The organism is Stappia sp. ABD4_338 (genome assembly GCF_056312175.1).
Genome location: NZ_CM149982.1, coordinates 1,344,394 through 1,363,486, shown reverse-complemented (window position 1 = coordinate 1,363,486; position 19,093 = coordinate 1,344,394). Strand labels below are relative to the sequence as shown.

General features: G+C 67.3%; 21 protein-coding genes. 13 read left to right on the top strand and 8 right to left on the bottom strand.

The features are described 5' to 3' along the window. The first annotated feature begins 31 nt into the window (after positions 1 to 31). Positions 32 to 712, top strand: coding sequence for a leucyl/phenylalanyl-tRNA--protein transferase (aat, locus tag ACYX4S_RS06305; protein ID WP_293718496.1), 681 nt, complete (start codon positions 32 to 34; stop codon positions 710 to 712). 27 nt (positions 713 to 739) lie between these two features. Here aat and ACYX4S_RS06300 read toward each other — a convergent pair whose 3' ends face one another. Together ACYX4S_RS06300 and parA are read right to left on the bottom strand one after the other, a co-directional pair. Next, on the bottom strand, positions 740 to 3,037 hold the full coding sequence (locus tag ACYX4S_RS06300; RefSeq protein WP_476362275.1) for a heavy metal translocating P-type ATPase: 2,298 nt from the start codon (positions 3,035 to 3,037) through the stop codon (positions 740 to 742). A gap of 102 nt (positions 3,038 to 3,139) precedes the next feature. Next, positions 3,140 to 3,787, bottom strand: coding sequence for a ParA family partition ATPase (parA, locus tag ACYX4S_RS06295; RefSeq protein ID WP_476362274.1), 648 nt, complete (start codon positions 3,785 to 3,787; stop codon positions 3,140 to 3,142). Between the two features lie 222 nt (positions 3,788 to 4,009). Here parA and ACYX4S_RS06290 point away from each other — a divergent pair, with 222 nt between their 5' ends. Together ACYX4S_RS06290 and ACYX4S_RS06285 are read left to right on the top strand one after the other, a co-directional pair. Further along, positions 4,010 to 4,708 carry a fumarylacetoacetate hydrolase family protein gene (locus tag ACYX4S_RS06290; RefSeq protein ID WP_476362273.1) on the top strand — a complete coding sequence of 233 codons (699 nt, stop codon included), beginning with the start codon at positions 4,010 to 4,012 and terminating at the stop codon, positions 4,706 to 4,708. 31 nt (positions 4,709 to 4,739) lie between these two features. Continuing rightward, a complete protein-coding gene (locus ACYX4S_RS06285) occupies positions 4,740 to 5,537 on the top strand; it encodes a lysophospholipid acyltransferase family protein (RefSeq protein ID WP_476362272.1) in 798 nt (265 codons plus the stop codon). Positions 5,538 to 5,569: 32 nt separating this feature from the next. Here ACYX4S_RS06285 and ACYX4S_RS06280 read toward each other — a convergent pair whose 3' ends face one another. Continuing rightward, positions 5,570 to 6,376 (bottom strand): Frag1/DRAM/Sfk1 family protein, encoded by an 807-nt coding sequence (locus tag ACYX4S_RS06280; RefSeq protein WP_476362271.1) that lies wholly within the window; start codon positions 6,374 to 6,376, stop codon positions 5,570 to 5,572. A gap of 251 nt (positions 6,377 to 6,627) precedes the next feature. On the opposite strand from ACYX4S_RS06280, the gene ACYX4S_RS06275 reads away from it, so the two are divergent. From ACYX4S_RS06275 to ACYX4S_RS06260, 4 genes are read left to right on the top strand one after another with little or no spacing between them, the layout of a single operon-like run. Further along, complete coding sequence (locus tag ACYX4S_RS06275; protein ID WP_293718485.1) at positions 6,628 to 6,900, top strand: acyl carrier protein; 273 nt, start codon at positions 6,628 to 6,630, stop codon at positions 6,898 to 6,900. Continuing rightward, complete coding sequence (locus ACYX4S_RS06270; RefSeq protein WP_476362270.1) at positions 6,897 to 8,117, top strand: beta-ketoacyl-[acyl-carrier-protein] synthase family protein; 1,221 nt, start codon at positions 6,897 to 6,899, stop codon at positions 8,115 to 8,117. The genes ACYX4S_RS06275 and ACYX4S_RS06270 overlap by 4 nt, the downstream gene beginning before the upstream one ends. A gap of 14 nt (positions 8,118 to 8,131) precedes the next feature. After that, positions 8,132 to 8,557, top strand: coding sequence for a hypothetical protein (locus tag ACYX4S_RS06265; RefSeq protein WP_476362269.1), 426 nt, complete (start codon positions 8,132 to 8,134; stop codon positions 8,555 to 8,557). Further along, entirely contained in the window at positions 8,554 to 8,985 is a 432-nt protein-coding gene (locus ACYX4S_RS06260; protein ID WP_476362268.1) for a MaoC family dehydratase, read from the top strand. Before ACYX4S_RS06265 ends, ACYX4S_RS06260 begins: the two co-directional genes overlap by 4 nt. 68 nt (positions 8,986 to 9,053) lie before the next feature. On the opposite strand, the gene ACYX4S_RS06255 is transcribed toward ACYX4S_RS06260, so the two are convergent. From ACYX4S_RS06255 to ACYX4S_RS06245, 3 genes are all read right to left on the bottom strand, one after another. Continuing rightward, complete coding sequence (locus ACYX4S_RS06255; protein WP_476362267.1) at positions 9,054 to 9,587, bottom strand: DUF2478 domain-containing protein; 534 nt, start codon at positions 9,585 to 9,587, stop codon at positions 9,054 to 9,056. 150 nt (positions 9,588 to 9,737) lie between these two features. After that, positions 9,738 to 10,088: a RidA family protein gene (locus tag ACYX4S_RS06250; protein WP_293718476.1), complete on the bottom strand. Its 351-nt coding sequence runs from the start codon at positions 10,086 to 10,088 to the stop codon at positions 9,738 to 9,740. Between the two features lie 5 nt (positions 10,089 to 10,093). Next, a complete protein-coding gene (locus tag ACYX4S_RS06245; protein ID WP_476362266.1) occupies positions 10,094 to 11,218 on the bottom strand; it encodes an NAD(P)/FAD-dependent oxidoreductase in 1,125 nt (374 codons plus the stop codon). A gap of 211 nt (positions 11,219 to 11,429) precedes the next feature. Between ACYX4S_RS06245 and ACYX4S_RS06240 the strand changes: the two genes are divergently transcribed. Further along, entirely contained in the window at positions 11,430 to 12,335 is a 906-nt protein-coding gene (locus tag ACYX4S_RS06240) for a LysR substrate-binding domain-containing protein (protein ID WP_476362265.1), read from the top strand. Here the strand turns inward: ACYX4S_RS06240 and ACYX4S_RS06235 are convergent. Continuing rightward, on the bottom strand, positions 12,324 to 12,860 hold the full coding sequence (locus ACYX4S_RS06235) for a cupin domain-containing protein (RefSeq protein WP_476362264.1): 537 nt from the start codon (positions 12,858 to 12,860) through the stop codon (positions 12,324 to 12,326). The genes ACYX4S_RS06240 and ACYX4S_RS06235 overlap by 12 nt on opposite strands. A gap of 186 nt (positions 12,861 to 13,046) precedes the next feature. Here ACYX4S_RS06235 and ACYX4S_RS06230 point away from each other — a divergent pair, with 186 nt between their 5' ends. Together ACYX4S_RS06230 and ACYX4S_RS06225 are read left to right on the top strand one after the other, a co-directional pair. Then, entirely contained in the window at positions 13,047 to 14,138 is a 1,092-nt protein-coding gene (locus ACYX4S_RS06230) for a serine hydrolase domain-containing protein (protein WP_476362263.1), read from the top strand. Between the two features lie 23 nt (positions 14,139 to 14,161). Then, positions 14,162 to 14,911: a Card1-like endonuclease domain-containing protein gene (locus tag ACYX4S_RS06225; protein ID WP_476362262.1), complete on the top strand. Its 750-nt coding sequence runs from the start codon at positions 14,162 to 14,164 to the stop codon at positions 14,909 to 14,911. A gap of 33 nt (positions 14,912 to 14,944) precedes the next feature. Here ACYX4S_RS06225 and ACYX4S_RS06220 read toward each other — a convergent pair whose 3' ends face one another. Beyond that, positions 14,945 to 16,024 carry an ABC transporter ATP-binding protein gene (locus tag ACYX4S_RS06220; protein ID WP_476362261.1) on the bottom strand — a complete coding sequence of 360 codons (1,080 nt, stop codon included), beginning with the start codon at positions 16,022 to 16,024 and terminating at the stop codon, positions 14,945 to 14,947. Positions 16,025 to 16,199: 175 nt separating this feature from the next. On the opposite strand from ACYX4S_RS06220, the gene ACYX4S_RS06215 reads away from it, so the two are divergent. From ACYX4S_RS06215 to ACYX4S_RS06205, 3 genes are read left to right on the top strand one after another with little or no spacing between them, the layout of a single operon-like run. Then, entirely contained in the window at positions 16,200 to 16,925 is a 726-nt protein-coding gene (locus ACYX4S_RS06215) for a GntR family transcriptional regulator (protein WP_422069057.1), read from the top strand. Beyond that, positions 16,922 to 17,845: an alpha/beta hydrolase gene (locus ACYX4S_RS06210; RefSeq protein WP_476362260.1), complete on the top strand. Its 924-nt coding sequence runs from the start codon at positions 16,922 to 16,924 to the stop codon at positions 17,843 to 17,845. The genes ACYX4S_RS06215 and ACYX4S_RS06210 overlap by 4 nt, the downstream gene beginning before the upstream one ends. A 28-nt stretch (positions 17,846 to 17,873) precedes the next feature. Beyond that, positions 17,874 to 19,091, top strand: coding sequence for an ABC transporter substrate-binding protein (locus ACYX4S_RS06205; protein WP_476362259.1), 1,218 nt, complete (start codon positions 17,874 to 17,876; stop codon positions 19,089 to 19,091). The last annotated feature ends 2 nt before the right edge of the window (positions 19,092 to 19,093 follow it).

Here is a 19,093-nt window from a genome sequence, read left to right as displayed (position 1 = left end):
GCGGTCCGCGCTGAAAGAGGCGAAGAGACAGATGGCCGGCAAGGCGTCCGAACCGCTCGTCATCACGCCGCACGTGCTGCTCAAGGCCTATGCCTGCGGCATCTTCCCCATGGCCGAATCCGCCGAGGACCAGAGCCTGTTCTGGATCGAGCCGGAACAGCGCGGCATCCTTCCCCTCGACGACTTCCACATCCCCAAGCGCCTGCGCCGGACCGTACGCCAGGACGTGTTCGAGATCCGCATCGACCATGATTTCGACGCGGTGATCGAGGGATGCGCCGAACCGGCGAGCGATCGCCCGAAAACATGGATCAACTCGGAGATCCGCCGCCTTTATGGCGCCCTGTTCGACATCGGCCATTGCCATACGGTGGAGGCCTGGCGCGACGGACGGCTCGTCGGAGGGCTCTACGGCGTCGCGCTCGGGGCCGCCTTTTTCGGCGAAAGCATGTTCGCACGCGAGCGCGATGCGTCGAAGGTGGCACTCGTGCATCTGGTCGCAAGACTGTGCGCTGGCGGCTTCACCCTGCTCGACACCCAGTTCGTGACCGATCACCTCGCCCGTTTCGGAACCCGTGAAGTGCCCAAGCAGCGCTACGACAGGATGCTTGAGGGGGCCATCGCACGCTTCGCGGACTTTTCCGCGCTTCCGCTGGTGGCGTCGGGCGCCGAAGCGCTCGCCGCCGTGCAGGCAGGCCCCCAGGCGGGCTGAACGCCCGCCCCTTCAGGGCCCTTTCACTCATTTTCCGCCGCGTGTCGGATCATAGGCCAGCAGCCGGAGCGCATTGGCCGTCACCAAAACCGTTGCCCCGGTGTCCGCGAGGATCGCGATCCACAGCCCCGTGACGCCCAGGATCGAGGTCACGAGGAAGACGCCCTTCAGACCGAGCGCGATCGCCACGTTCTGATGGATGTTCGACATGGTGGCGCGCGCGAGCCGGATCATCGCCGGCACATCCGCCACCCGATCACGCAGGATCGCGGCATCCGCCGTTTCCAGCGCCACATCGGTTCCGGATCCCATCGCGACACCCAGGCTCGCCTGCTTGAGCGCCGGCGCGTCATTGATGCCGTCGCCCACCATCATGACAGGCCCGGCGCCTGAAAGCTCGCGGATGGCGGAAAGCTTGTCCGCCGGCATCAGCCGTGCCCGCTGCTCGATGCCGATGGTCTTGCCGATGGCGGCGGCCGTCAGCGCATTGTCGCCCGTCAGCATGATCGAGGCGACACCCATGCCCGCGAGGTCCCGGATCGCGGCCGTCGCATCCTCGCGCGGCTCGTCACGAAGCGCGACCAGCCCGAGCGGACCATCCCCGCCATGCACAACGACGACTGTCTTGCCGGTTTCCTCAAGCCCGGCGGCGGCGGCAAGCCCCTCCTCGCCGAGCCGGCCCTCGGAGCGGGCCCGCGCCGGGCTGGTCACATGGATGCGGCCGTGCCCCGCGATCTCGGCGGAAACGCCGTGTCCCGGCAGCGCCTCGGCAGCGCTGGCAAATGGCACGTCGATCTCCGCGTCTTCTGCGGCGGCAAGGATCGCCCGCGCCAGCGGGTGGCTCGACCCGCTTTCGACAGCCGCCGCGAGCGCCAGAAGCTCTTCGCGTGCATGCCCCTCGAAAGCCACCACGTCGGTAACGACGGGACGCCCCTGCGTCAGGGTTCCGGTCTTGTCGAAGGCGACCTGCCGGGCGGCGGCCGCCGCCTCGACCACCGCGCCGCCCTTCATGAGCAGCCCGCGCCGGGCGCCCGACGACAGTCCCGAGGCAATGGCGGCCGGCACCGAGATCACCAGCGCACAGGGGCAGCCGATCAGCAGCAAGGCCAGCGCCCGATAGATCCAGACGTCGAAGGGAAGGCCCAGCGCCAGCGGCGGCACAAGGGCGACGAGCACGGCGATGCCGACCACGAACGGCATGTAGATCCGAGCAAGCCGGTCGATGAAACGCTCGGTGGGCGCGCGGGCCTCCTCCGCTTCCTCCACGAGACGAATGATGCGCGCAATGGTGTTGTCGGCAGGCTCGCGGGTGACCTCGACGGTAAGTGCCGCTTCCGTATTGACGGAACCGGCAAAGACCTCGTCGCCGGGCGTGCGCGTCCGCGGCACGCTTTCACCCGTCACCGGGCTTTCATCGACGCCGGAACTGCCGGCGACGACCGTCCCGTCCGCCGGCACCCGATCGCCGGGGCGCACGAGAACCTCGTCGCCGATGGAGAGACTGTCCGCCGGCACCTCGCGCGGTCGCCCGTCTTCCAGACGCAGCGCCGTGCGCGGCAGCAGCTTCAGCAGACCGCGAATGCCGCTGCGTGCCTGATCGGTGGCAACACCCTCCAGCACCTCGCCGACGGCGAAGAGGAACACCACGAGGGCGGCCTCCTGCTCCGCGCCGATGATCAGCGCGCCACTGGCGGCAATGGTCATCAGCATCTCGATGGTAAAGGGCATTCCGGCCCGCAGGAGCGCCAGCGCCCGCCTTGCCACGGGAAAGAGACCGATCAGGCAGGCCGCGACGAAGGCCCAGCGTGCCGTGCCCGGAGCCACGAACAGCTCGCTTGCCCATGCAGCCGCAAGAAGCAGACCGGTGAGCAGAACCAGGCGCCCCTTGCTCTTGCGCCACCAGGACAGCCCGCGTTCGGACGGATCGTCATGGTCATGAGCATGGGCGTGGATCGGGCGGGCCTGTCCCTTCTCTCCGGCATCCCCGTGAGCGTGGTCATCATGGCCGGAGCAACCGCACGCTCCCGCGTCGGTCGTCTCGTCGTGCTGCGTCTCCTCGCTCCCGCTCAGACGCCGGCGTCCCGAGACCGAATAGCCCACCGCCCCGACGGCCCTTTCGACGGCCCGCGGATCGGTGCGCGTCTCGTCGAGCGAGACCCGAAGCCTCTCCTTCATGAGCGAGACCTGCACGTCGGACACACCGGTCACGCGCTCGACAGCGCCCCGCGCCTTCGAGGCACAGGCGGCGCAGTCCATGCCGGAGACGGACCACTCGTAGCGAATGGAATTCGTGGAGGCGGAATCGCCCGCGGAGGCCTTGCTCATGTCAGTCCTTCCCCCCGGGAACGCCGGGGATGCGGTTTGGAAACTGACATGAGACATAATCCCTCTAGTCGCTATAGCTTCAAGAGGGTTTTCGGAAAAAGTTCAGCGCGGGCCGATAAGGGCCGCGATCTCCTCCGCGAGACGCAGGGTTTCCTCCGCGCCCTTGCCGCGCGGATCCGTCTCGATGATCGTGCGCCCCGTCCCCATGGAGGCGGCGAAGGCAGTGCGGTTGCCGAGCCTGGCCGAGGCCACGGGGTAGCCGAGTGCCTCGATTTCATCGAGCACGTCCTGTGTCAGCGCGGCACGCGGTGGCACCCGGTTGAGCACCAGAAGCGCGTCCGTTCCCTCACGCCGGGCGATGTCCACCGTCTGGCCCGTGGCCCAGAGGTCCACCTGTGTCGGCTGCACCGGGATGACCACGAGGCCGGCCGCCTCGATCGCCGGCTTGACGTCGGAATCGGTCTTGGGCGGCGTGTCGATGATGACGAGACCGTGGTCGCGCGCCAGGGAGCGCGCCTCGCGCCGGGCACCCCAGCCGCTGGACGTGCGAAACGTCAGGCCGGTGCCTGCCTCGCCGAGCACGTCCTCGCGCGCCTCGTACCATGTGCCGAGAGACCCTTGCGGATCCACGTCGATGATCGCGACCGGATAGGCGCCGGTCCGCGCGAGCGCCACGGCGATATGCGCCGCCAGCGTCGTCTTGCCGGAGCCGCCCTTCTGCTGGGACACCGAGAGCACGAGTCCACTCATTGCCACCCCCAATCCATCGCCCTAATTTCGCACCGCAGCTTTGCATTGCAGCACGCACGAGGCAATGCGTCGAAAGCCTGTTCCGCCCCTGCAAGGCCGCGCCCGGCACGGCACGCGTCTCGCTTTGACGGACATGTCGTTCCAATCTATGTCTTTGTTTTGCCGTGCGATAGCGGAACACTCAAGGGATCCGCGCCATGGCAAACGCTCCAGGAGCCCTTCGTGACGCACTATGCCTTTCCCCCCGCAGAGACGCCAAGTCTGGCCATTGCCGGCAGCGAGGACCGCTTCCCGGTCCGCCGGGTCTACTGCGTCGGGCGCAACTATGCCGCCCACGCCCGAGAAATGGGCAACGACCCCGACCGCGAGCCGCCATTCTTCTTCTCGAAGCCGGCGGACGCGGTGTGCGACGCCGGCTGCATCATCCCCTACCCGCCGCTGACCGAGGACCTCCATCACGAGATGGAACTGGTGGTGGCCATCGGGTCCGGCGGCGCCAATATTCCTGAGGAGGAAGCCCTTCTGCATGTCTGGGGCTATGGTGCCGGCATCGATCTGACCCGGCGCGACCTGCAGGCCGAGGCCAAGAAGATGGGCCGCCCCTGGGATCTGGCAAAGGGATTCGACTTCTCCGCCCCCTGCTCGCCCCTTGTTCCCGTCTCCGAGAGCGGTCATCCCGAGAGCGGGCGCATCACGCTCTCCGTCAATGGGGAAACGCGCCAGGACGGGGACCTCGACGAGCAGATCTGGCCCGTCGCGGACATCATCTCGATCCTGTCGCGCGCGGTCGAACTGAAGCCCGGAGACCTCATCATGACCGGCACCCCCGCCGGTGTCGGCGCTCTCGTGCCCGGCGACCGGGTCGAGGGCTTTATCGAGGGTGTCGCGGAGATCTCCATCACCCTCGGTTCGCGGGCCTAGACGCGTGGGCGGGGGGCGCGTGGACCAACAGGTGAGCGGATCGACGGATAGGCGCGACGAGGAGACACGCCCCGTCCGGCCGTCTCCTCGCGGGCTTGCCGGCCTGATGGCTCTGCCGCGCTCGCTCGCCTTCATCGCGCTCGTCATCGCAAGCCTTGTGGTGCTGTCCCCGCTTACGCCGTTCCTGGTGCTGCCGCGCCGGGTCGTGCTTGCGATCTCGCTGCGCGTGCTGCGGTTCTGGCTCTTTCTGCTGCGCCACGTGGCCGGGCTGTCATTCCAGGTGCGCGGGCTGGAGCATCTCGAGGGAATCGGCCCCTGCATGGTTGCGGCCAAGCACCAGTCGGCCTTCGAGACCCTCGCCCTGCAGGTGATCCTGACCGACCCGGCGATCGTGCTGAAACGGGAGCTGACGCTGATCCCGGTGGCAGGCTGGACCATGGCGCGCCTGCGCCACATCGCCATCGACCGCCGGGCGGGAGCAGCAGCGCTTATGAACCTCGTCCGCGATGCCAAGGCACGACTCGCGGAGGGACGCAGCCTCGTCATCTTTCCCGAGGGGACGCGAAGCGCGCCCCTGAGCCCGCCGGACTACAAGCCCGGTGTGGTCGCCCTCTACCGGGCCCTGAAGGTTCCCTGCATTCCGGTGGCGCTGAATTCAGGCGTGTTCTGGCCACGCAGGGACCTGCGTCGCTTTCCCGGGACGATCACCATCGAGTTCCTGCCGCCAATCCCTCCGGGCCTCGCCGGCGACCGGTTCCGTTCCGAACTGGAAGGGGCTATCGAGACCCGCAGCACGGAGCTTGCGCTCGAAGCGCTCAGGCGGGACTGATCACGACGAGACACGAAAGGTCGGGCGAAACCTCAGGCGGCTTCCGCTGTTTCCAGTCGCGACCTGACGGCGCGCGAGCCCAGGCGATAGGCGTCGAGTGAGAACGTCATCAGGTAGAGAATGAAGGCCGAGATCGTGATGATCTCCTGCACCGTATACACGTAGTAGATCGTGTATTCGGTAACCGGCAGGTCCATCCGCTTGATGGCGAACAAGGTGAAATAGATCAGCGCCGCCACGACGACGACCTTGGAAAACATCACCCGGAAGCGTGTCGCCACCGGCGAGAGAGCGGTATCCGGCCACGGGCCGCCGTGGTCGGCCCGCACGATGCGGGTGCACAGGAAACCGTTCATGCCGATCGCCAGCATCTGGAAGATGAAGAACAGATAGCTGCCCAGCATGTGCAGGTCGTGGCCGTTTTCGAAGGTATACTGGGTGCAAAGCACCATGCCGGAGCTGCCAATCACCTGACAGGCGATCATGATCCGGCTGAGCCGACTGCGCCGCCGCACCTGCTCCGGCGTGTCATGCCACACATGCGCGATCGTCACCTGGAAGGCGCGCGACAAAAAGACGAGCGCCGTGAAGATCACCGCCGTCACCGCGAGAATCGTCATCGCGAACGGAGCCCCGATGAACGGATCGGAAATGGCGCGGCTGATCGTCGGAGCGCTTTCCTGGACGTAATCGGGATGGCGTTGGTAAAATGCGAAACGCGCCCACACCATCATCGCGATGGCTGATCCCGGCACGAGGGCAAGGGGAACACTGACAGCCAGGCCGGCGAGCCTGTCGAGGGACAGGGAGCGCTCGGCTCTCGGCGACGGTCTGGTCATTTCGGCCTCGCCCCTGTCGGCGTCCTGCACGCCCGCTCATCGGACGCGTCCGGCATACACCGGGCTCGCGGCCGTGGATAGCGGATGCGGCTCCCCTCTGGCAAGGGCTTTGGCGCCAGGCATGGATTGCGATCAACGGACCGGCGACGCGACGGCACAATGGTGACCGAAGGGCAATTCGGGTCTGGATCAACCGGCGGTTAGAATTTATGACAGGCCAACGGCCTGACACAAAGGGACAAGAACGAGCCATGGACAAAATGCTGGAGGGGATCGAGCCGGACACGCTCGAGCGGTTGCTGGACCTCGTCGCGAAGGAAGGCATGGTCGAGCGCGACGCCTTGAAGCCGGATGCCTCGTTCGAGGATCTGGGCATCGAGTCGGCGGACATGGTGGTGATCCTGATGGCGATCGAAGAGGAGTTCGGCGTCTACATCCCCGTTGACGGCGAACTGGCCGAGGCAACCACTGTCGGCGACTTCCTGAAGGTCCTGTCCGAGCGCATGAAGGAAGGCGCCGCGTGACACGTGAAAGACGCCGGGTCGTCATCACCGGCATGGGAGCGGTAACCGCCACCGGGCTCGGTGTCGACTCGCTCTGGACAGCCGCGCGCGACGGGCGCTCCGGCGTTTCCCGCTTCCAGCTCGACCGCTATCCCAAGCAGCGCATCACCCGTGCCGCCCATGTGAAGGACTTCCCCGCGGAGGCCCTGCTGGGGGTGTCGGCTGTCAAGACATGCGACCGCTTCGCCCAGTTCGCGCTCGTCGCATCTCGCGAGGCGCTGGCGCAGGCGGGGTATGACGAGGACGCGAGGCTTGGTCATCGCTGCGGCGCCATCATCGGTTCCGGCATTGGCGGCTCGGAGACCACCGACGACGGCATGTACGGCTTTTACGTCACTGGTTCGCGGCCCGACCTGCTCGCCATCGCCAAGGTCATGCCGAATGCGGCGGCCTCCCAGATCAGCATGCGCCATGGCGTAAACGGCCCCTCGCTCGCGGTTTCCAGCGCCTGCGCCTCGGGAACGCAGGCCGTCGGCTACGGCCTTCACATGATCCGCTCCGGCCTCATCGATTCCTGTCTGGTGGGTGGCAGCGAAGCGCTTCTGACACCCGCAACCTTCCGCGCCTGGGAAGTCCTCCGGGTCATGGCGCCGGAGACCTGCCGCCCCTTCTCCGACAAGCGCAACGGCATGGTGCTTGGCGAAGGCGCCGCCGTGCTGATGATCGAGGAGCTCGAGCACGCACTGGCGCGCGGCGCGACGCCACTTGCCGAGATCGCCGGCTATGGCACCACCAGTGATGCGAGCGACCTGCTCCGCCCAACGGTGGACGGCCCGACCCGCTCCATGGCGTCCGCTCTTGAGGATGCCGGGCTCACGCCTGCCGACATCGGCTACGTGAACGCCCACGGCACGGGAACCGTTCTCAACGACATCTCCGAAAGCGAGGCCCTGCGCGCGGTTTTCGCAGACCGTCTCGACACGCTGCCCGTCTCCTCCACCAAGCCGATCCACGGTCATGCGCTCGGCGCGGCCGGAGCGATCGAACTGGTCATCACCGTGAAGGCCCTGCAGGAGCAGATCGCGCCGCCGACCATCAACTGGCTGGCGCCCGATCCCAAATGCGGGCTCGATCCGGTCGCGAACGAGGCACGCCCGCACCCGATCAGGGCGGCGCTGAGCAACTCCTTCGCCTTCGGCGGCATCAATGCCACCCTCGCGATCAAGGCACTCGACTGAGCGGGGGCAACGACGTGAGCGTGACGAAACCCGGAACGGACTGGACACCGCTCGGCGAAACGCGACTGGACACCGGTTTCGCCCGCGTCTCGCAGTTCGCGCGCGCCCTGGGCCAGGAGGAGCGGGACGCCGTGCCGGCGACATTCGCCGCAACGATCCTGTCCGATCCCGCGCTTACCGGCCCCGTGCTGGCCCTGGCACAGGCGCGCGGCGCGGCGGTCGTGCATCAGGCGCAGGAGTTCCGCTATCACCGCGACCTGAAACCGGACATGCGCTACGAGGTCAAACTCGAGTGGCTGCAGGAACCGGGGCGCGAGGACAGGGTGGCCGTGCGCGGCCTTGTCCGTGACGAGACGGGCGACCTGCTTCAGGAGTTTCGGGCCGATATCGTCTTTTTCGAGAACCGCGGCACGCACGACGGCACGGGAGCGCAAGGATGACCGGCCCTTCGTCCTCCGGTGTGCCGGCCGTCGGCACCACCTTCGAGCCCACTCGGCTCACGATCATCGACGCCGAAGCCGTCGCCGCCTATGCGCAGGCGTCCGGCGACAACAATCCGATCCATCTGGACGAGGCGGCCGCGAAAAAGGCCGGCCTGGACGGCCCGATCGCGCACGGAATGCTCATGATGGGCAGGCTCGAGGCGCCGGTTCGCGAATGGCTGCCCGGCTGGCGCATCACGCGGCTTCAGGTGCGTTTCATGCGGCCGCTTGCGGTGGGCGGTAGCCTGTCGATTGCCGGCCGGGTCGCGAAGGCCGACACAAGCAGCACGGCGGCACACCTGATACTGCGCCTCATGCTGCGCGATGGTGACGGAAACCCGCTGGCCGTCGGCGAAGCGGATCTGACCGACCTCCGGGAAACCTGATCTCCGAGAGGCTTTCCAGGCCGCCCCGCCTGACCTCGTCCGAAGGTCGCGCGGCGCGGCGTCACGGATCAGGCGACGGCACCGGACAGGTTGGCATCCGCATTGCGGGCCTCCAGAACCCAGTCGAGAAGTGCGGTCACATCGGCCTCGACCGGCTCCGCGAACTCGCCGCAGAACTCCATCAGCCGGTCGCGATTGAGCCCGTTGACGCCGACGATGACGGGAACGCCGGAGGCGAGAGCCTCGCCGATCACTTCGCGAAAGCCGCGCCCGTCCGCCTCCTGCTTGCCGAACTTGTTGACGATGAGAACGTCCGCGCCCTGCGCCAGCCGCGAGGCGACGTGTCCGACAGCAGATTCAAGTCCTTCGGGATCGAGCCGGCAGCCCCGCGATTCCGGGCCAAGGGACTGCGAGATACGGATCATCGGCCCTTCGGGCAGGACCTTGACGTCCATGTCGCAATGGCGCCCCTCGCCGATCTCGGTGTTGATCTGGACGACACCACAGGTCCTCAGCCCCGCCTCCGCGAGGTGCTCCGAAAGCCTGGCGAGAACGAGGTCCATGTCGCCGCGTCCCGGCGACATCGTATAGGCAATCTTCATCTGCGCTCCCCTGCCCGCGACGCGGAGACGCGGGTGGCATTTCATACGGGCCGGCACACCCGAAGGGCCGACCGAACCCCAAGCATAAGGGCAACGAAGCGCGTCGGGAAGGCCCGCGCCGGTCGCTCCGGCACGGGCCTTGCCGTTTCGTCAGCCGACGGCGGCGGTGATGATGATCTCGACCTTGAAGTCGGGGGTCGCCAGCCGCGATTCGCCGGTGGCGCGCGCGGGCGTGTTCGCCGGATCGACCCAGGCGTCCCACACCGCGTTCATCTCGGCGAAGTCATCCATGGAGGCGAGCCAGATCACCGCCTGCAGGACGCGGGACTTGCTGGAGCCGGCCTCGGCGAGCAGACGGTCGACATTGGCGAGAATGTCGCGGGTCTGGGTGGCCACATCCGCGCCGGGGCTGGCAATCTGCCCTGCGAGATAGACGGTGCCGCCGTGCACGACCGCCTGGGTCATGCGGGGGCCGGGTTCGATGCGCTTGATGTCGCTCATGATCTTCAATTTCCCTTGGTAATGGATGCACGGTCCGGAGACAGGGCCGCGACCACATCCGGTGACAGGTCAGGGTCATGGCCGAGACAGAGTGCGCTTGCAAGCGCGGCGAGCGCGGGAGCCGCCTGGATACCGTAGCCGCCCTGCCCTGCGAGCCAGAAGAATCCGTCCGCTCCGGGCGCAAAACCCACGACCGGATTGCGGTCCGCCACGAAACTGCGCAGCCCCGCCCAGCTGTGCTCGACCCGGGTCACCTCCATCGTCACCGACTGCTCGAAACGATGCAGCCCTTCGGCCAGCACCATGTCGTCGGGCCAAGCGTCATGCGGCTCAACCTCGTCCTCGTCGGCCGGCGAGACCAGGATCTTGCCCGCCTCGGGCTTGGCGTACCACCGCTCGGACGCGCTGACGCACAGCGGCCATCCGGCCGGCTCAAGCCCGGCGGGTGCGGGAAGGATCGCCGCCGTACGGCGCAAGGGGCGCAGGCCGATCGTGGAAACCCCGGCAAGTGCCGCCGTCCGGTCCGCCCAGGCACCGGCCGCGTTGATCACCAGCGGTGCGGCGAACCGGCCCGCCGGCGTCGTCACGTGCCAGAGACCGTCCTTTCGCGTGATCTCCAGCGCCTCGGCGCCGGTGACGAGCTCTCCGCCACGCGCGCGCAACAGCCGCAGAAGCCCCTGAAGCATCCGGTCGACGTCGATGTCCTGTGCATCGGGCTCATAGACGGCGGCCGCGATGCGCTCCTCGCGCAGGATCGGAAACCGCTCGACCGCGTCGCGGGCGGTGATGCGCTCGAGACCGGAACTTCCGGCCAGATACGCCTCCAGATGGCCGATCTCGTCTTCCTCGGCGATGATCATCTCGCCGCGCTGGGTGAGAAGGGTAGTGTCGGAGACATCCGTCGGCTCGGCGAAGAAGCCCGCCGAGGCGGCATTCAGCGCGCGCAGGACATTGCTGCCGTAGTTGCGGATGAAGATCGCGGCCGAGCGCCCGGTGGAATGCTGACCCGGCATGGTCTCGCGCTCCAGCACGACGACGCGCTGCTCCCCGGCAAGGCGCGCACCGACGCTGACGCCCGCCATTCCACCGCCAATCACAAGCACGTCGCACAGTCGGCATTCGTCTGCCAAGGCGCCCTCCAAAGGTTCGTTTGATACGTCCGTCAGCCCGGGTTGTGCCCCAGATCTCATCCGGCTGTCACCCCTGCACGACACGCGAAGGCCCGTTCCACGGAAGGGGCTGAGGCAGGTTGTCGGCAGCGTGAGGTAAAATCACGAAGCGAGGCCCGTGAAGCTTGCACGCCACCTTTCCGACATGATCGGCACCAGCTAACCTACTGTCATGTCAGAGAAGTCTCCCCCGATTCCGCGCCTGAACGTGCCGCTCAACGCCCTCAGGGCCTTTGAGGCAGCAGGTCGCCACGTATCGATCAAGAAGGCCGCCGGGGAACTCGGCGTGACCCCTTCCGCGGTCTCCCACCAGGTTCGCCAGCTCGAGGACAGCCTGGGCGTGGACCTGCTGCGCCGAATCGGCTCGCGCCTCGAACTCACGGAAGCCGGCGGCAAGCTGCTGCCCGGCCTCAGTTCCGGATTTCGCGAAATCGCGAGTTCGGTCGCCGAGACAACGGGAGAACGCAAGAGCGGCCCCCTGCGCCTGTCCATGCTGGCGACCTTCGCCGTGCACTGGCTCTCGCCCCGCCTGGCCGAATACCCGTTCGATCGCGCCGGCTTCGAACTGCTGATCTCCACCAGCCAGACGGCGGTGGACCTGTCGGCCGGCGCGGCGGACGCCGGCATCCGCCACGGAAGCGGCTCCTGGCCGGGGCTGAAGGCCGATCTTCTTTTCGAGGAAAGCGTGACGCTCTTCGCCGCCCCCTCCCTGATCGGCGGCAGGGATCCGCGCGCCGTCGTCGCCCGCGCCAATCTCTTTCTGTCTCAGCACAGGGTGCGCAACTGGGACGAATGGAACGGCTCACTACCCGACGGCCCCGTTTCCCCGGCGAACGTCACGATGGTCGATTCGGCCGGCCTCGGCCTGCGCGCGGCAATCGATGGAGTCGGCATCACGCTCGCCGGACGCGAGATCGCCCGCACCGACGTGAGCGCCGGGCGACTGGCGCCGCTTTTCGAACACGCGACGCCGGGCAGCGGCGGTTACTGGCTCGTCTATCCGGACCCGCTCGCCAGAGACCGTCGCATCCAGAACCTGCGCGACTGGATCCTGCGCGAGGTCGCCTCACGGCCGTGAGGCGTGGTCCTGTCCGTCCTCGCGATCCCAGTAGTCAACCGCATCGTCCTTCCGGTAGCTTGCCGCGAAACGCCGGGAAGCCTTGTCACCGCCCGGCGCGCTGCCGGCAAAGACAGTGACCTTGCCGCTGTCGGGATATTCCATCACGTCCGGCTCGTTCATCGTGCTCACCGCGATGTAGCGCAAGGGCCCCTCCTCTCCGGCCCGAAGCTGGTGCGCCATCTCGGGACCGCCGGAGGGGCACACCACGACATCGCCGGCGGCAACCCTGAAGGTGTCGGACCCGAAGCGCACGGTCCCCGTCCCTTCAAGGATCACGAACATCTCGTCGTTTCCGTGGTGACAGTGAAACGGCCAGGCGCGCTTTCCCGCCGGCACCACGACAAGGCGGGCACCGAGCCGGGTCGCGCCCGCGGGAGCGGCAATCGCCGCCATGGCGCAGGAGAACGCCTCGCCATGCGATTGTTCCTGCAGAGAAAGTCCGGAAAGCCGCACCACCGGCCCCATTCCGTGTCCGTCCGTCACCGCGATTTCTCCTTCTGTCTGTCCATATCGGCGAATGCCCACCGGCAGCTTCCCCCGCGGGCCTGTTTTCCGCCACGGAGGATAGCTCACCATCGCCTGAGAAATGCACAGTGCCGGCGGCTGACAAGCCATGACCGGCATTCTATGGTGCGGCGCGTGTTTCCCCTCCCGAGGCTCCGACCAGCCATGCCGTTTCCCTTCGAGTTTTCCGGGTTCGCCCGCAAGGCGACCCGCGTCGCCGGGCTTTGCCTCTCGCTCCTGTCGGTGCCGGCGGCCCATGCCGCACCGCTTGACGAGACCATCAGGGAAAGCTTCGCCGCCGGCGAACTTCCGGGCCTACACGCGGCGCTGGTCGATCTCGGCGACACGCGACTCGCGGAAGTCTATTTCTCCGGAAAGGACGAGATCTGGGGCGTGCCGGTCGGCGAGAAAGAGTTCGGTCCCGACACGCTTCACGACCTGCGGTCGGTGACCAAGTCGGTGGTCGGGCTGCTTTACGGCATCGCGCTCGAGGAAGGAAAGGTCCCGGACCCGGAAAGCCCGCTCTATGCCGCCTTTCCCGAGTATCCGGACCTTGCCTCCGATCCCGAACGGAAACCCGTTCTGATCGCACATGCCCTGTCCATGCAGATGGGCCTCGAGTGGAACGAGGATCTGCCCTACTCCGATCCTCGCAACAGCGAGATCGCCATGGAGAACGCCGCCGACCGCTACCGCTTCGCGCTCGACCGGCCGGTTGTCGAGGCCCCCGGCGGGCGCTGGATCTACAGCGGCGGCGCGGTGGCGCTTGTTGCCCGGCTCATCGAGAAGGGCACGGGCATGGCGCTTGACGACTACGCCCGCGAGAAGCTGTTCGCACCGCTCGGCATCACCCGGTACGAATGGGTAAAGGGGGCCGACGGCGTGCCCTCGGCCGCCTCCGGCCTGCGCCTGACCCTGCCCGACCTTGCCCGCATCGGCCACATGGTCGCGGGCCTGGGACTCTACGAGGGGCAAAGGATCGTCCCCGAAGCCTGGCTTGCGCGCTCCATGCGCCCGCGCGCGGAAGTCGCCACGGATTTTCGCTACGGCTATCTCTGGTACCTCACGGGCCCGGCCGACTCGCCGGTCGCCGTCGCGGTTGGCAACGGCGGACAGCGGCTGACGGTGCAGCCGAAGGCGGGACTGGTCGTCGCCTCCTTCGCCGGTCGCTACAATGATCCCGAAAGCTGGCGGACGTCGCTCAGGATCCTGCTCGATTTCGCCGTACCCGAGGCGCGACGCCGCCTTTCGAAGTAACCCCGCCAGCCGAGCCTTTCGCAATGCCCGCCAGATCAACCGCCCTGTCCGATCGCCTCGCCGGTCTCGTCGAACTGCACGGGCCGGGCGGTTCGCTCGGCAAGGCGCGCGGGCGCGCCGCGCTGACCCGCGCGATCTACGAGAATTTCGAGGCGCTGCGTCCAATACTCATTGCCGGCGGAAGCGGGAAACCCATCGGCTCTCCCTCAGGCGCGGTTCGCAGGTGGTGTGAGGACGCAGTCGACCACGACGTGCTGCGCCGCAGGGGACGGGGCTACAGGGCCGCGGGAAACGGCGCGCGAACCTATCTTGCCGGTGCCTGGCTGGAAGAACTCATGGCGCTTGCGCTGCTCGCCTGCGGATGCCGCGACGTGCGCTTCGCGCAGCAGGTGCGCTGGCGCGCGCCGGGCCAGGAGGAAGAGCATTTCAATGAGGTCGACGCCATCGCCCTGCATGACGAGCGGCTGGTGATCGTCTCGTGCAAGGCGACCGCAACGGACCTTCTCGAGCGCTCGCACGGCGAGGAGCGCCTCTTTCATGCGATGCTGGAGCTGTCCTACTGGAACGCGCATTTCGCGGCACGCGAGGCCCTGCCCGTCTTCGTCACCACGACGGATTTCTTCGACGAGGAGGCAGGCGTCTTCCGCAGCCCCAAACTGATGGAGCGCGCGCGGGTTCTGGGGCTCACCGTGCTGACGGCGGATTTCTCGCTCTCCGAGCGCCTGTTCGCCCGCTTGCGCCGGGCACTCGGGAACGCCGCGCCGCCCGACTGACGCCGGGCGGCCTCTCCCGTTCCAACCGGGTATTCAGGCGGCCTGCGACAGGCGGGCGCCGCTTTCACTCTCGAAGTAGTGCAGGTCCGCCAGATCGTAGTCGAGATGGATCTCGGTGTTCGGCGTGAGCGGAACGGCGGGATCGAGCCGCGCGGTCAGCTCCTGACCGCCGAAACGGCACACGGCCATCGTGTCGGAACCAAGCGGCTCGAACACCTCCACAATCGGCGCGATCTTGCCGGCGTCCGGCTTGCACCACGCAAGGTGCTCGGGGCGGATGCCGACGTCGAGGCGGGTCCCGTCGGCAGCCGGAACCTCACCGAGCGCCAGTCCGGCATTGCCGACGCGCAGCATCGGCGTGTCGCCCGACCGGTCCAGTTCGCCGGAGAAGACGTTCATCTGCGGGGACCCGATGAACTCGCCCACGAATCGGCAGTTGGGAGCCTTGTAGAGCTCGATGGGGTGACCTTCCTGGATGATGTGGCCGCCCTTGAGCACCACCACCCGGTCGGCGAGCGTCATGGCCTCGGTCTGGTCGTGCGTCACGTAGACGGTCGTCGTGCCGAGCATGGCGTGCAGACGCTTGATCTGGGTGCGCATCTCCACGCGAAGCTTCGCGTCGAGGTTGGACAGCGGCTCGTCGAACAGGAACACCGAGGGGTGACGCACAATGGCGCGGCCCATGGCGACACGCTGGCGCTGGCCGCCCGAGAGCTGGCCCGGCTTGCGGTCCAGATAGGCCTCGATCTGCAGGATGCGGGCGGCCTCCTGCACCTTCGGCGCGATGTCGGCCGCCTTGAGACCGCGCATCTTGAGCCCGAAGCCGATGTTTTCCGCCACGCTCATGTGCGGATACAGCGCGTAGTCCTGGAACACCATGGCCACATCGCGCTCGCGCGGCTCCATGTCGTTCACCACCTTGTCGCCGATCATCATCCGCCCGCCGGAGATCTCCTCCAGCCCCGCGATCATCCGCAGCATGGTGGACTTGCCGCAGCCCGAAGGGCCGACGAATGCCACGAACTCGCCGTCGCGCACGTTGAGGCTGACACCGTGAATTGCCCGTACGGACCCGTAGTCCTTGACGATTCCGTCGAGACGGATCTCCGCCATGGCTTCCTCCCTTGAGCACCCCTTCCGAGAGGGGCTTGCATTATCGATAATCCGGATGTTATCGATAACGATAATGACACGCAACCCCGCCAACGGGGGAGAACCTTCGCAGATGTGACAGGGCTGCCGGGCCATCCGGGACAGCCGACATTGCGAAGCAGGGAGGAAAGGCCAGATGGCCGTGGAGAGCTTTACGAGCCCGTCCGTGCTCGACCTGGTGCCGCGCCAGTCCAGTCGGCGCAGCCATGCCGTCTTCGTGACGCTGCAGAAGGAAATCGTGCTCGGCGCGCTCGAGCCGGGGCAGGCCCTCACCGAGATGGAGCTCGCCCAGCGCTTCCAGTGCTCCCAAAGCACGGTGCGCGAGGCCCTGATGCAGCTTTCCGAGGAAGGCCTGGTCCGGCGCATGCCGCATCGCGGCACGCTGGTCGCTCCCTGCGGCGCGGACGATGCCCGCGCGCTGATCGCCATCCGTCGCGACGTGGAATGCTCCTACCTGGAACGTGTCCTCGCAAACGTCGACGGCGACGTCATCGACCGGCTCGGCGATGAACTCAACGCCATGCGAAACGCTGCGCGCGACACGGACGAATATCGTCTGTCCGTGCATGACCGGGCGTTCCACACCACCCTTTTCGCCACCGCCGACCTGCCCCTCGTGGTGCCGATCCTGACCCGCTGCCTCATCCACAACCACCGCTTCAAGATCCTCAACTCCCAGCCCAACCGGGCGCTTGAGGAAACCGCCGAGCGTCACGTCCCGATCATCGAGGCGCTGAGGGAGCGCGATCTGGAACGCCTGCATGCGGTGCTTGGCCATCACATCTCGACCATCGTCGACTTCGGTCCCGACCTCACCGACGACGCGGCCGCGGCTTCCCCGCAAACGGATACCGACCGATGAGCACGCCCACTCCCAGCCCGTCCATGCGCGCCGTTCTGGAACGCCTTGCCGCCGAGGACCGTGGCCTGCTCGATCCCACGACCCTTGCGCCCCAGGCCGGCCGGCATCTCGCCGACCTGACCAACATGCGCTGGAACGAGGATCTGCCGCCCGTCGCACAGGCCCGCACGCTCATGCACGCGGACCTTCCCGCCAGGCTCGTGGTGCCGGAAAACGACGCCGGCCGCGAGGCGATCCTGCATGTGCACGGCGGCGGCTGGGCGTTTTGCTCCGCCGCCACCCATGAGGGTGCCGCGCGCCGGCTTGCGAACGCCACCGGCGCCCGGGTGCTCACGGTGGAGTACCGGCTCGCCCCCGAGCATCCCTATCCGCAGGGGCTCGAGGACGTGCTCGCCGCCTGGGCCGCCCGCGACCGGTCGCTCACCTGGTCCGTGGCTGGCGACAGCGCGGGCGCGAACCTGGCGCTCGCCGCGATGATCCGCCTGATCGAGGGCGGGGCCGCCCCGCAGGACCTTCCCAGGACCGCGCTGCTTTTCTACGGCGTCTACGGCGCGGACTTCACCACGCCGTCCTACGAACAGCTTGCCGAGGGACCGGGGCTTACACGCGCCAAGATGCAGCGCTACTGGAACTGGTATGCGCCACGGGAGGCGCGCGAGGCGGCGGACGTCGCTCCGCTTGCCGCCAGCGACACGACGCTGACCGCCCTGCCCCCGCTTTATCTCAACGCGGCCGAACTCGACCCGCTGCGCTCCGACACGGAGCTTCTCGCCGCGCGTCTTTCGTCACTCGGCCGCAAGGATGTCTTCGATCTCGTGCCCGGCGTCGTGCACGGGTTCATGCAGATGGGTTCGGCGCTCGAGGAGGCCCGCACGGCCTTCGAGCGCGCCGGCACTGTTTTCAAGCAGGGAACCGCATGAGGAGCGGCCCGACACCAGGGAGGAAAGCATGAAACTCTTCAGGACGATGACGCTTGCCGCAAGCGCGCTGGCGCTGACCGTGGGCATGGCCCAGGCCGACAGCACCGTGCGCTTCTGGTACCACTTCGACAACGCCGACAATCCGATGGACGCGCTTGTCGCGAAGTTCGAGAAGGCCAATCCGGGGATCAAGGTCGAGGCCGAGAACGTTCCCTGGAACAGCTACTACGACAATCTCTACACCGCGATCATCGGCGGAAACGCGCCGGACGCGGCCATGGTCAAGATGTTCGCCCAGCCGCGCCTGGTGGAAATGGGCGCGCTGGAGCCCATCGGCGAACGCATTGACGCCTGGGAGGGCAAGGCCGACCTGCAGGACAACCTGCTCGACCTTACCAAGGCTCCGGACGGCAACGCCTACTACCTGCCGGTCCAGTACGTTGTGCTCTATCTCTACTACCGTCAGGACATGTTCCAGGAGCTCGGCCTCGAAGTGCCGAAGACCTGCGACGAGTTCCGCGACGTGGCGAAGAAGCTCACCCGCGACACCGACGGCGACGGCACGCCGGACGTCTACGGCTTCGGCTTCCGTGGTGCCAAGGGCGGCCATGACCACTGGGCGAGCTTCACCCTGTCGCGCGAGGGCGTGAGCCTTCAGGACGGGCTGACGTCGGACGCCGGCATCGCCGGCAGCCAGTTCGTGGTCGACCTCTTCCAAAAGGACGGCGTCTTCCCGCCGTCGGCGCCCAATGACGGCTTCCAGGAGATCATCGGCGGCTTCAAGGCCGGCAAGACGGCAATGACGATCCACCACATCGGCTCGGCCAACGGCATGGTCGAGGCGCTCGGCGACAAGGTCTCCGCGGCACCCGTTCCCGAGTGCGGCGGCGGTCACTGGACGGCCTTCGGCGACGAGAGCACTGCGGTTCTCTCCTCGGCCGAGGACAAGGACGCCGCGTGGAAGTGGATTTCCTTCCTGTCCACCGCCGGCAACAACACCACCTTCAACGAGGCCACCGGCCAGCTTCCGGTGACGAAGACGGACAGCGAGAAATGGTCGCTTCACCCCAAGCGCTTCGTGAAGGCCACGGTGGACTCGCTCCCCTTCGCCCACATGCTGCCGAACGTCTCCCAGACCTCCGACTTCGTGAACACGGTCTGGCCTGTGAACATGCAGCGTGCCCTGACCGGCGAGATCTCCGCCAAGGAGATGAACGAGAAGATCGCCGAACTCTACGCCGAATAAGC

Excerpts from the sequence above, each read along its gene's own strand:
- ACYX4S_RS06250 (WP_293718476.1), bottom strand. The coding sequence starts at position 10,088 with ATGAGCGACATCAAGCGCATCGAACCCGGCCCCCGCATGACCCAGGCG.
- ACYX4S_RS06255 (WP_476362267.1), bottom strand. The coding sequence starts at position 9,587 with ATGAAGATTGCCTATACGATGTCGCCGGGACGCGGCGACATGGACCTC.
- ACYX4S_RS06210 (WP_476362260.1), top strand. The coding sequence starts at position 16,922 with ATGAGCACGCCCACTCCCAGCCCGTCCATGCGCGCCGTTCTGGAACGC.
- ACYX4S_RS06230 (WP_476362263.1), top strand. The coding sequence starts at position 13,047 with ATGCCGTTTCCCTTCGAGTTTTCCGGGTTCGCCCGCAAGGCGACCCGC.
- ACYX4S_RS06275 (WP_293718485.1), top strand. The coding sequence starts at position 6,628 with ATGGACAAAATGCTGGAGGGGATCGAGCCGGACACGCTCGAGCGGTTG.
- parA (WP_476362274.1), bottom strand. The coding sequence starts at position 3,787 with ATGAGTGGACTCGTGCTCTCGGTGTCCCAGCAGAAGGGCGGCTCCGGC.
- ACYX4S_RS06240 (WP_476362265.1), top strand. The coding sequence starts at position 11,430 with ATGTCAGAGAAGTCTCCCCCGATTCCGCGCCTGAACGTGCCGCTCAAC.
- ACYX4S_RS06260 (WP_476362268.1), top strand. The coding sequence starts at position 8,554 with ATGACCGGCCCTTCGTCCTCCGGTGTGCCGGCCGTCGGCACCACCTTC.
- aat (WP_293718496.1), top strand. The coding sequence starts at position 32 with ATGGCCGGCAAGGCGTCCGAACCGCTCGTCATCACGCCGCACGTGCTG.
- ACYX4S_RS06205 (WP_476362259.1), top strand. The coding sequence starts at position 17,874 with ATGAAACTCTTCAGGACGATGACGCTTGCCGCAAGCGCGCTGGCGCTG.
- ACYX4S_RS06220 (WP_476362261.1), bottom strand. The coding sequence starts at position 16,024 with ATGGCGGAGATCCGTCTCGACGGAATCGTCAAGGACTACGGGTCCGTA.
- ACYX4S_RS06215 (WP_422069057.1), top strand. The coding sequence starts at position 16,200 with ATGGCCGTGGAGAGCTTTACGAGCCCGTCCGTGCTCGACCTGGTGCCG.
- ACYX4S_RS06225 (WP_476362262.1), top strand. The coding sequence starts at position 14,162 with ATGCCCGCCAGATCAACCGCCCTGTCCGATCGCCTCGCCGGTCTCGTC.
- ACYX4S_RS06300 (WP_476362275.1), bottom strand. The coding sequence starts at position 3,037 with ATGAGCAAGGCCTCCGCGGGCGATTCCGCCTCCACGAATTCCATTCGC.
- ACYX4S_RS06280 (WP_476362271.1), bottom strand. The coding sequence starts at position 6,376 with ATGACCAGACCGTCGCCGAGAGCCGAGCGCTCCCTGTCCCTCGACAGG.